General features: G+C 59.2%; 8 protein-coding genes. 5 read left to right on the forward strand and 3 right to left on the reverse strand.

Features of this window, described 5'->3' with window-relative positions:
• From COA55_RS08145 to COA55_RS08155, 3 genes are all read right to left on the reverse strand, one after another.
• Positions 1–1256: glycerophosphodiester phosphodiesterase family protein (locus COA55_RS08145; protein ID WP_290501415.1), on the reverse strand; the 1256-nt coding region annotated here is incomplete at its 3' end.
• 199 nt (positions 1257–1455) lie between these two features.
• The gene (uvrA, locus tag COA55_RS08150) at positions 1456–4278 is read right to left on the reverse strand and encodes an excinuclease ABC subunit UvrA (protein ID WP_290501417.1); all 2823 of its coding nucleotides are present in this window, start codon (positions 4276–4278) and stop codon (positions 1456–1458) included.
• Between the two features lie 120 nt (positions 4279–4398).
• Positions 4399–5049, reverse strand: a complete 651-nt coding sequence (locus tag COA55_RS08155) for a response regulator transcription factor (RefSeq protein ID WP_290501419.1) — start codon at positions 5047–5049, stop codon at positions 4399–4401.
• Between the two features lie 265 nt (positions 5050–5314).
• Between COA55_RS08155 and COA55_RS08160 the strand changes: the two genes are divergently transcribed.
• The 5 genes from COA55_RS08160 (at position 5315) to gspD (ending at position 11135) form a co-directional block, all read left to right on the forward strand.
• The gene (locus COA55_RS08160) at positions 5315–6682 is read left to right on the forward strand and encodes an MFS transporter (protein ID WP_290501420.1); all 1368 of its coding nucleotides are present in this window, start codon (positions 5315–5317) and stop codon (positions 6680–6682) included.
• A 90-nt stretch (positions 6683–6772) separates the two neighbouring features.
• Positions 6773–7288, forward strand: coding sequence for a single-stranded DNA-binding protein (gene ssb, locus COA55_RS08165; RefSeq protein ID WP_290501421.1), 516 nt, complete (start codon positions 6773–6775; stop codon positions 7286–7288).
• 26 nt (positions 7289–7314) lie between these two features.
• Positions 7315–8043, forward strand: coding sequence for a type II secretion system protein N (gspN, locus tag COA55_RS08170; protein WP_290501423.1), 729 nt, complete (start codon positions 7315–7317; stop codon positions 8041–8043).
• A 96-nt stretch (positions 8044–8139) separates the two neighbouring features.
• Positions 8140–9000 carry a type II secretion system protein N gene (locus COA55_RS08175; protein WP_063521464.1) on the forward strand — a complete coding sequence of 287 codons (861 nt, stop codon included), beginning with the start codon at positions 8140–8142 and terminating at the stop codon, positions 8998–9000.
• A gap of 50 nt (positions 9001–9050) precedes the next feature.
• Positions 9051–11135 (forward strand): type II secretion system secretin GspD, encoded by a 2085-nt coding sequence (gene gspD, locus COA55_RS08180; RefSeq protein ID WP_290501426.1) that lies wholly within the window; start codon positions 9051–9053, stop codon positions 11133–11135.
• The last annotated feature ends 168 nt before the right edge of the window (positions 11136–11303 follow it).

Genomic DNA, 11303 nt, shown 5'->3' on the forward strand with positions numbered 1-11303 from the left:
GGCCAGTCGGAGAACACGCCGATGACGCCCACCTGACGAGCCAGTACATCCAGTAGCGCTAGGGTATCGCCGTCGTTATTAGTGGCAGAAGGGATGCTCTGATAGTACCAGCCTCCGCCGTTGGCCAGTGGCCCGGAGCGTTCCAGGGACCAGGCAATCATCTCCAGGCCTGCCTGTTGCGCGGAGCGGGCATAGAGGCTGGGTACGATACGGTTTTGGGCGTCGGTGGTGACAAGCATCCATAGCGGTGGGGCGATGATGTTGACCCCGTAGCCTTTCAGTGTGGCCATGTCGGGTTGCCAGGTCCCGGGATTTTGCGGGTCCAGTCCGCTGCTGTCACGGCCGTCCAGGTAGACCGCCTGGCGGCCAAAGGCCGGTGTGGCCGATAACCAGTAGAGAACATCCTCCAGATTGAATGATTGTGGATAGACGCGGTGAGGGCTGACGCCGGCCTCTTGGTAGTCACGGATCATTTGCCGTGCATAGTCCTGCTGGTTGTAATCGCCCTGATAGGGCATGGGGACTTGCGGGGCCTTCAGTTCCGGGGTCATCTTGACTCCCAGCTGGCGGAACAGGGCGATGCTTTCCCTGTGGCTGAGCAGGGTGCCTCGCTGGCTGTAGAGTTCGGTGCGCCAGTCGGGGGTGCCATTCAGGTACTCGTCAACGGTGGTGGCTTGAGGGTTGGCACCATCCATCTTTCCTTTCAGGGTTTTGAATTGGGCCAGAGTGATGTCACTGGTACAGCATTTCGCACTGGCGGCGTGTGTGCCATCAAAGGGGCTGAACGGTTCACTGCACTGGCTGGCCAGTTCGGTTTCCAGGATGTTGGTGGTGGTATGCAGATCGCACTGTGAATGACGGCAAACCAGCTGCCGGTCTTTGGTAAAGGTGACATCACATTCCACAATGCCAGCGCCCATACGCGCGGCTGCACGGTAGGATTCTTCAGTGTGTTCCGGGAATTGCAGCGGCGCACCGCGGTGGCCGATGGAAAAGTCGCTTCGTCGCTGCGGGCGGCGCTCCGCAGCGCAGGCCTGCAGGGCTTCTTTGACAGGCCCGGCATCCATATCAGAGACCAGGTAATAGGGGCGGGGGCCCAGCGATACGCTACTGCTGTGGGCTGCGGCGTGGTGTGGCGCTTTGCGATTGGCGTCACCTGGTGTGTCGTGATCTGGTGCCTGAGCGGCACAGGCTACAGCGGCAGAGCCCATGACCAGTGCTGCGATGCAGCCTTTCAATGCGTCAATCCGTTTCATGACTCGCCTCCAGGTTGGTGATTGAGGGTGAGTCTGAAAGCCAAATATGACGGGCTGGTGGGGGGCAGGCTGCGGCTGCGTGACAGGGCGTGGAAATGTGCTGTTCGTCACGGCGAAACTCCTGCGATGGCCCTTTAAGAAAGAGACGGACAGGAGCTTGGCATCCTTGCCGCCCCGTGCCGGTATCCGGGGCGTTGCATTATCCAAGCATGGGTTTAAGAAAACGTCCGGTATGGCTGCCTTTCACCTTGGCGACCTCTTCCGGAGTGCCTTCGGCGATGATCTCACCGCCGCCATCGCCGCCCTCGGGACCCAGATCCACGATCCAGTCAGCGGTCTTGATTACATCCAGGTTGTGTTCGATCACTACTACGGAGTTGCCGTGGTCTGCCAGGCGATTGAGTACGTCCAGCAGGAGCTGGATGTCATGGAAGTGCAGGCCGGTGGTGGGCTCGTCGAGGATGTACAAGGTGTTGCCGGTATCCCGACGGGACAATTCCTTGGCCAGTTTGACCCGCTGGGCTTCGCCGCCGGATAGCGTGGTGGCTGCCTGGCCGAGTTTCACATAGCTGAGGCCCACATCCATGAGGGTCTGGAGTTTGCGTGCCAGCGACGGTACGGCATCGAAAAACTCGCGGGCATCTTCGATGGTCAGGTCGAGCACTTCGAAGATATTTTTCCCCTTGTAGGTGATTTCCAGGGTTTCCCGGTTGTAGCGTCTTCCTTCACAGACTTCACAGGGAACATAGATGTCGGGCAGGAAGTGCATTTCTACCTTGATGACCCCGTCACCCTGGCAGGCCTCGCAGCGGCCGCCTTTCACATTGAAGCTGAAGCGGCCGGGTTTGTAGCCGCGGGCGCGGGCTTCCTGGGTGCCTGCGAACAGTTCCCGCACCGGGGTGAAAATGCCGGTGTAGGTGGCCGGGTTGGAGCGGGGAGTGCGACCGATGGGGCTCTGGTCAATGTCCACTACCTTGTCGAAATGCTCCAGGCCTTCGATGGACTCATGGGGAGACGCGGTCAGGGTGGTGGCCTTGTTGAGTTTGGTAGCCGCCAGCGGGTACAGGGTGCTGTTGATCAGCGTGGACTTGCCGGAGCCGGACACGCCGGTGATGCAGGTCAGCAGGCCTACCGGAATGTTCAGGGGATGTCCTTTCAGATTGTTGCCGGTGGCGCCGTGCAAGGTCAGCCAGCGGTTGTCATCGTGCTGCCGGTGCTGAGCGGGAATGGCGATTTGTTTACGGCCGGACAGGTAGTCACCGGTGAGTGACGCGGGGTTGTCCGCCACGTCCTGGGCGCTGCCCTGGGCGATAACCTCGCCGCCGTGGACACCGGCCCCGGGACCGATATCAATGACGTGATCAGCCAGACGAATAGCGTCTTCATCGTGCTCCACCACGAGCACCGTATTGCCCAGGTCCCGCAGGCGGGTGAGAGTGCTGAGCAGGCGTTCGTTGTCACGCTGATGCAAGCCGATGGAGGGCTCATCCAGCACATACATCACGCCCACCAGGCCGGCGCCGATCTGGCTGGCCAGACGAATGCGCTGGGCCTCACCACCAGAAAGGGTTTCTGCACTGCGCTCCAGCGTCAAATATTCCAGCCCCACGTTAACCAGAAACTGCAGGCGATCGCGGATTTCCTTGAGAATCTTGTCGGCGATTTCGCCTCTGCTGCCGGGCAGCGTGAGCGCGCTGAAGTAGGCGTGGGCCTTGCCCACCGCCAAGCGTACTACTTCGGGTAAAGTGGTTTGTTCAATAAAGACATGACGGGCGGCTTCACGCAGGCGCGAGCCGTTGCAGCTGGGGCAGCTGGAGGTCGACATGTAGCTGAGCAGGTCTTCGCGTACCGCATCGGATTCGGTTTCCCGGTAACGGCGCTCCATGTTGGGAATGATGCCTTCGAAAGGGTGGTTGCGCTTGATGATATCGCCGCGGTCGTTCAGGTAACGAAACTCGATGCTTTCCTTGCCGGTGCCGTGCAGTACTTTCTTGCGAACCTCTTTGGGCAGGTCCTTGAAGGCCGCATCCATGTCGAAGCCAATGCTCTGGGACAGGGAGTTGAGCATCTGGAAATAGTACACGTTGCGTCGGTCCCAACCCCGGATGGCACCCTCGGAGAGAGACAGCTCGTCGGAGTTGATGACCTTGTCTTCATCGAAGAACTGTTTCATGCCCAGGCCGTCACAGCTGGGGCAGGCACCGGCCGGGTTATTGAACGAAAACAGGCGCGGTTCCAGCTCCGGGATTGAATAACCGCAGGTGGGGCAGGCGAATTTGGCAGAGAAGGTGGTTTCCTCGCCGTCGCCGTCCATGGGCGCGATCACGGCAATGTCGTCGGCCAGATTCAGGGCGGTCTCGAAGGATTCCGCCAGGCGGTTCTGCAGGTCGTCGCGTACCTTGAAGCGATCCACCACCACTTCGATGGTGTGCTTCTTGTTCTTGTCCAGGTCAGGAGTGTCGTCCATGTCGTAGATGCGGCCATCAATGCGTACCCGGATAAAACCCTGGGCGCGCAACTCCTCGAACAGGTGAACGTGCTCGCCTTTCTTTTCGCGGATCACCGGTGCCAGCAGCATCAGCTTGCTGCCTTCCTCCATGGCCAGCACCTGGTCCACCATCTGGCTGATGGTTTGCGCGGCCAGCGGGGCATCATGCTCGGGGCAGCGTGGCTCGCCGACCCGGGCGAACAACAGGCGAAGATAGTCGTAGATTTCGGTGATGGTGCCCACGGTGGAGCGCGGGTTGTGGCTGGTGGACTTCTGTTCAATGGAAATCGCCGGGCTCAGCCCTTCGATGTGGTCCACATCGGGCTTTTCCATCATCGACAGGAACTGGCGGGCGTAGGTGGACAGCGATTCCACATAGCGGCGCTGACCTTCCGCGTACAGGGTGTCGAACGCCAGGGACGATTTGCCGGAGCCGGACAGGCCGGTAATCACCACCAGCTTGTCCCGGGGAATATCCAGGTCCACGTTCTTCAGGTTATGGGTGCGTGCGCCACGAACCAGAATGGTATCCATCTACTGCCCCTGAGTACTGTCAAAATGAACAGGGCAGTATAAGGGACGCTGGACGCCCGACGCCAGACGCAGGATGCGAAAAGCCGGTGTCAGGCATTTGGCGTCTTGCGTCAGGCGTGGTTACAGGTTTTCCTGGGCCCAGTTCACCGCTTGCAGGCGGTTGGAGGCGTTGATCTTTTTGAAGATGTTGTAGATGTGGGTCTTGATGGTGTGCGGGCTCAAATTCAGGCTGCTGGCGATTTCCGAGTTCTTGGCGCCGGTGGCCATCACTTTCAGCACTTCCACTTCCCGGTCTGTCAGGCTGACTTCGCTACGCGAGAACGTCTTGTTGAAGGTCCGGCTCTTCATCAGGTAGGTCTGCAGGACGGCGCGCGGGAACCACAGCTCACCATCGAAAATGGCCTTGATGCCTTTGCTGAGCAGGGCCTGGGGGCAATCGTGCTGGAAGCCGCCGTTGACCATGGGGAGCCCGGCCAGTTTGGAGAGTGACTCATCGCTGTCCACGTTGAACACGGCGATCAGGACATCGCTTTCCACTTCCTGGTCGGCTTCCAGCAAGTGAGCAATGACTTCGTTCACGTCTACGGAGTGATAGTCCACCAGAAACAGGTTCTGGTTCTGTTCACGAAGGATCTCGGTGGTGATATCTAGGGCGGTGGGAATGCTCTTGGCTGCCACGTTTTCCTTGACGAGAAACTCTGTAAGCAGAGCGTTTTGCAGCTGTTGGCTGCCGACCACGTAAACTTGCTGGGTATGTTCTTGGCTATTCATTGGCCCCGTCCGTGATTGCTCAGGCAAACACCTAAGAAAAAAAACTGATCAGCCTGTCAATTTATCACCGCTTTGGCGGGGGTTCAATTTGATGCACTCGAGTTTTACCGATTTCACGATCAAAGGCTGAGTGCTGCAGGTGTGCTGTTCGGGTTCTGGCGGAGCCGGAATCTGCTACACTGCGTGCCCTTTTGTATCGGCCGGGGTTGCAGCAGCGATGTGCTGCGGTGCTGAGGCCACTCCGGGTTAGGAGCGAAAACGGTTCATGACGGCATCATCTTCCCATGCCCTGCAGCGGACAGAACTGAAAACCACCGGTTATCTGGCAACGATTTTTGCGTTGCGGATGTTTGGTTTGTTCATGATTCTGCCGATTTTTGCAGTCTACGGGCAGGCGCTTGAAGGGGCTTCCCCGCTTTTGATCGGTACGGCCATTGGCGCCTATGGCCTGATGCAGGCATTGCTGCAGATTCCGTTTGGCATGCTGTCGGACCGTTTTGGGCGTCGCCCGTTGTTGTTGATCGGCCTGTTGCTGTTTATTGCCGGTGGCGCAGTGGCAGCCATGAGTGACCATATTTACGGCGTGATTGCGGGGCGGGCGCTGCAGGGGGCCGGGGCCATCGCCAGCGTGATCATGGCGTTGATTGGTGATGTGGTGACGGAAAAGCACCGTACCCGGGCCATGGCGCTGATTGGCATGTCGGTGGGCGGCTCTTTTGTGCTGGCGCTGATTCTTGGCCCCCTGCTGGCGGGATGGCTGGGCTTGTCCGGCCTGTTCTGGATGACCTCGGTGCTGGGGGGCTTTGCCTTGCTGGTTGCTTTTGTGGTGCCGGCTCCGAAAGCCTTGCAGGGTGAGGCATTGCCCGCGTCGGAGCGCTTCCGCCGCGTATTGGGTAGTAAGACATTGCTGCGTTTTGATGTGGGCATTTTTAGCCTGCACCTGATCATGACCGCATCCTTTGTGGTGGTGCCTGCCCTGCTCAGTGAGCGCCTGGGGCTGACGCTGCAAAGCCACAGCTTGCTGTATCTGGCGGTGCTGGTGGCAGGGTTCCTGGCCATGGTGCCCTTGATTATCCGGGCGGAGCGCCGCGGAGCGGTGCCGATGAAGCGTCTGGCGGTGGTGTTGCTGGCGGTTTCCCAGTTGCTGCTGGCGCTGGCTGGCGCGCAATTGTGGCATTTTGTCCTCGCCTTGCTGGTTTTCTTTACGGCTTTTAACCTGCTGGAAGCCTTGCTGCCCTCACTGGTGGGGCGTGCTGCCCCGGCCGGCACACGGGGAACGGCCATGGGGGTGTACTCCACCAGCCAGTTTCTGGGTGTGTTTGTCGGCGGGCAAATGGGGGGCGCGCTGTATCAATGGGTGGGCGCGGAAGCGGTTTTTTATGGCTGCGGGTTGCTGGCGTTGATCTGGTTGCTGGTGTTGGTGGGCATGAAAGAGCTGCCCAAGCTGGATAACCGGGTCCTGCCGTTGTCTCCCGGGCAGGACTGGCAGGCCTTGGCAGAGCGGCTGAAATCCGTGCCCGGGGTGGTAGAAACAGTGATTGTGGAAGAGCAGGCTCTGGCTCTGCTGAAGGTGGATGCCGGCCAGCTGGATGAACAACAGTTACAGGGTGTCGCCGGAGCCGGACAAAGCTGACACAATGGACAGCTTGATTGAGTTTGTCGTCCAGCGGCGATGACGAGAAGATAGACAGTAGTCAGACCATAAGAAGTCACGGAGAGAAACATGGCGCGCGGCGTTAACAAGGTAATTTTGATTGGTAACCTGGGGGCGGATCCGGAAACCCGCTTTATGCCCAGCGGTGGCGCTGTCACGAATGTGCGGCTGGCCACCAGCGAAAGCTGGAAGGACCGCCAGAGCGGCCAGATGCAGGAACGCACTGAATGGCACCGGGTGGTGTTCTTCAACAAGCTGGGTGAAATTGCTGGCGAGTACCTGAAAAAAGGCTCCAAGGTGTACATCGAAGGCTCTATCCGTACCCGCAAATGGCAGGGGCAGGACGGCCAGGATCGTTACACCACGGAAATCGTGGCCAACGAAATGCAAATGCTGGATGGGCGCGGTGACGGTGGCGGCCAGGGCGGCGGCTATGCCCAGTCTTCTGCGCCTCAAGGGAACCAGGGCGGTTACGGCAATGATAGCCAGTCCGGAGGCGGCCAGCCGCCGCAGAACCAGAATAGCAACCAGGGCGGCGGTTTCAGTGGCCCGGCGGATGACTTCGACGACGACATCCCGTTCTGATCGGCTGACAGGAAACCGGCTCCGTTATGCCACGAAAAATAACACTGGCGCTGCTTTTCAGCGCCAGTCTGCTACTGTTCTTGCTGCTGCTGATGCCGGCCGCTGTGTTGGTGGAGCGTGTCCCGCCCTTGCGGCCCGGTGGTGCCCCCTTGGTGCTGACCAACCCTCAGGGGCTCTGGTGGGATGGGCAGGCTGACTGGCAATGGCAACGCCGTCAGGGCTCGGTGAAATGGGCGCTGGACTGGCACGGCCTGGTGCCGGGCCTGGCGTTGAAAATGCATAGCAACGATGACGCCGCGCGTCTGTCCGGTTGGCTGGGCGCCGATTGGGGCGATTGGCAGTTGCAGCAGACCCGGCTGTCGTTGCCGGTGGCGCTGGTGGCTGACCATATTCCCCAGGGCAGTGCAGACGGGCGTGTGGACGCAACCTTGATGCAGGTTACCTTTGGTGATGGCAAGATCAAGGCATTGCAGGGCACGCTGCAGTACGGCGGCGGCACGGTCACTTGGGGCCGCAATGGCTCCGCAACGGTACCGGTGCTGCAAGGCCGTTTGAGCATGGACAATGAGCAACCTGCCTTGCAGGTGGTGGGCCCGGAGAGTGAGTCGTTGGTGGATGCCCGGCTTGCAGATGGGCGCTTCGAACTGGAAGTGCGGCGAGCCTGGCCCATGCTGTTGGGGGTGAGCCAGGGAGGCAATCCGGAGGATGTGGTATTCCAGATGTCGCAACCTTTTGCCCTGCCGGGTGGTCAGTAACACTATATTGCAATAATAAGCCGTAGAATCCGGTAGGTTGTAGCCTCTGCCATATCGGTAATCGGCAATAACGATAAAGGAAGTCGCAGGACGGTTATGTCGCAACTGGCGAGTTGGGGAAAGCAGCAGCAATGGGGCGCACCGCTTCGGTGGGTGATCGCTGTATTGCTGGTGGTCGCGTTGGCCTATGTGCTGGCGCAGACCGTATGGCTATTGTGGTATGGCCCCAGCGAGCCCGTGCCTGCGAATACCCGGACCCGCCTGGAAGTGTCTTCATCTGGCGATGCCCCGACCCTCTCCCAGGCCCAGATCGATAACTGGCAACTGTTTGGAAACTATGAGCCAGTGGCCAGCACCGGCAATGACAAGCCCACCGACGCCCCCGATACCCGTCTGCGCCTGGAGCTGCTGGGGGTCTTCCAGAATGCCGATACCAAGCGCGCCACGGCGATTATTGCCGAGAAAGGTAAAGAGGGAGAGCTGTACCATATCGGTGACAGCATTCCCGGTAACGCCAAGCTGGAAGAGGTTTACCCCGACCGGGTGATCCTGCGCCGGGCGGGTCGACTGGAAACGCTGCGCTGGAGCGACAATGCCCTGGGCGGTGTGACGGAAGTGACGCGCGAGCCCGCGCCGCGCCCGGCGCCCACTGTGCCAGACGGCAATGGGGGCGGGGCCGATCTGGCACGCCAGCGCACCGCTATTATTGGCCAATTGGGGCTGGAGCCTGTCACTGATGGTGGCAGCGCCGGTTACCGGTTGGGCAAGCGTGCTCCAAAACAATTGCTTGCGCAGGTTGGCCTGCAAAGCGATGACGTAATCCTCTCGGTTAACGGACACCCGCTGGGAACAGAAAGCAACGACATGGCGGCTCTGCGTTCGTATCAGGACACCCAGCAGGCATCCATCGTGGTGCAACGGGGTGACCAGCAATTTACCGTGAACTATCCGCCTTAGTGAGTGGTTTTATGACGCCTTTTTTCAGAACGTCTCTATCAAGAATAATAATGCTGTTGGCACTGTCGGCCGTCATGGCGACCACAGCCCATGCGCGGACAACGAACGAAGTGCAGGCCAGTGATGACGGCAAGAGCTGGACGGTGAATATTCGCAATGCGGATATTCAGGCGTTTATCAGCCAGGTGGCCGACATGACCGGCAAGAACTTCGTGGTCGACCCCCGGGTCCGGGCCAGGGACGTGACGGTGGTGTCCACCAAGTCGCTTACCTCCAGCGAAGTCTATGAGTTGTTCCTGTCCGTGCTTCAGGTCCACGGCTATGCGGCGGTGCCGGCCGGCGACATCATCAAGATTGTGCCCAACACCACGGCCAAACAGAGCAATCTGCCGCTGGTGGGCGAGAATGCAGCCGGTGGAGAAGAGTTGGTGACCCGGGTAATTCCGGTGGAAAACTCGCCGGTGGAAGAGTTGGTGCCAGTACTGCGCCCATTGGTGCCCCAGTACGGCCATCTGGCGGCGGTGGGGTCTGCCAATGCGCTGATCATCAGTGATCACATGGACAACATCCGTCGCATGGAAGCGATAATTGCCAGCCTGGATAGTGCGGAATCCGAAGACGTTCAGGTGATCAAGCTCAAGTATGCCTTCGCTGGTGACATGGTGAAGATGCTGGAAAGCCTGACGCCACAGACGGGCGGTCGTCGCGGTAAAACCCCGGAAGGCGGGGTGACCGTGGTGGCAGATGAGCGGACCAATCGGCTGATTATCAAAGGGGATCGAGTTACCCGTCAGCGTATGGTGCAGATGATCCGCAGCCTGGACACGGAAGAAACGGATAATGGTGGTGTGCAAGTCATCCGTCTTAGCCATGGCGATGCCAAGACGCTGGCGGAGCTATTGAAGAATTTTGCCGATGGCGCATCGGTGACCAAGGCGGGCGGCGACAGCAAGAGCGCCACAGCCGCATCATCCAATAACAGTAAGGTGTCCATTCAGGCAGATGAATCCCTGAACGCGCTGGTGATCCGGGCTGAACCGAGCATGATGCGTGAGCTGCAGTCGGTGATCAGCCAGCTGGATGTGCGCCGTGCGCAGATCCTGATTGAGGCGGCGATTGTAGAGATCTCCGGCGAGCAGGGTAAGAATTTGGGCTTTCAGTACGTGGGCGGCAGCAATGAAAGTGGCGTCGGCGCAGTGAATTTTGGTGGCGGTGGGTTGAGTATCAATTCCATCGTCCAGGCCCTGGCCACTGATGACCCTTCTGGCCTGAGCCTGGGCGACGGTATTACCGCCGGGCTGGGTGAAACCGATTCCAACGGCGACTTGAAGTGGGGCGCCCTGGTTCAGGCACTTTCCACTTCGTCAGATGTGAATCTGCTGTCCACGCCGAGCATCCTGACCCTGGATAACGAAGAAGCCTCCATCGTTGTTGGTGAAAATGTGCCGTTCGTGACCGGGCAAAGCACCAACACGGGTTCCGGGGTATCCAATCCGTTCACCACCATTCAGCGTGAAGATGTGGGTCTGACACTGAAAGTCACCCCGCATGTGGCGGGCTTGTCCACCATTCGTCTGGAGCTGGAGCAGGAAAACTCTGCGGTGAAGGACTCCGCCGGTGATGCCGTGGATATCGTTACCACGACCCGCAAGTTGCAAAGTACGGTGCTGGCCGATGATGCTGAGACCATCGCCCTGGGTGGCCTGATCAAGGACGATATTCGCGTTACGGTGCGCAAGGTGCCGCTGCTGGGTGACATCCCGCTGTTGGGGTTCCTGTTCCGGTCTACCAGCAAGGACCGGGTGAAGAGTAATCTGATGGTTTTCCTGAAACCGACGATTCTGGCCAACAATGATCGTCTGGTGCAAATGAGCCGCGAGAAGTACATGGGGCTCACCGCCCTGCAGTTCCGTCTTAACGATGATGGCGAACTGGAGCAGGTGGAGAAGAATCCGATTCCCCAGACTCTGGATCATATTTTTGAAGGGCGCACACCGGTGCCGCAGGATTTCCGTGATGCCTACTTCAATGAGCAGGATGCGCCGATTCCGGCCACCAAAAAGGACATCGAGGACAAACAGCCCAGGAAGGTTCCAGGGGTGGATCGTCAGGCGGAGGGAGATTCAGACCTGTAGTTATGACGGGTCTTGCTTCGTTCGAGTTAAAAAACGCGCTTCGGCGCGTTTTTTTATGTTCATCGTGGATTAGCGGGAAGCTGGCGGGCCATACGTCTGAAGTCAGGCGTCAGACTTCTGACGTTCGACCTTCGACCAGATCAGTCTTCTTCCCTCAAATGTGCGAAG

It is taken from the genome of Alcanivorax sp., assembly GCF_002733835.1.
Lineage (GTDB): Bacteria > Pseudomonadota > Gammaproteobacteria > Pseudomonadales > Alcanivoracaceae > Alcanivorax.

Coding starts and splice junctions, on each gene's coding strand:
- COA55_RS08155 (WP_290501419.1), bottom strand. CDS start 5,049: ATGAATAGCCAAGAACATACCCAGCAAGTTTACGTGGTCGGCAGCCAA.
- uvrA (WP_290501417.1), bottom strand. CDS start 4,278: ATGGATACCATTCTGGTTCGTGGCGCACGCACCCATAACCTGAAGAAC.
- COA55_RS08175 (WP_063521464.1), top strand. CDS start 8,140: ATGTCGCAACTGGCGAGTTGGGGAAAGCAGCAGCAATGGGGCGCACCG.
- gspN (WP_290501423.1), top strand. CDS start 7,315: ATGCCACGAAAAATAACACTGGCGCTGCTTTTCAGCGCCAGTCTGCTA.
- ssb (WP_290501421.1), top strand. CDS start 6,773: ATGGCGCGCGGCGTTAACAAGGTAATTTTGATTGGTAACCTGGGGGCG.
- COA55_RS08160 (WP_290501420.1), top strand. CDS start 5,315: ATGACGGCATCATCTTCCCATGCCCTGCAGCGGACAGAACTGAAAACC.
- gspD (WP_290501426.1), top strand. CDS start 9,051: ATGCTGTTGGCACTGTCGGCCGTCATGGCGACCACAGCCCATGCGCGG.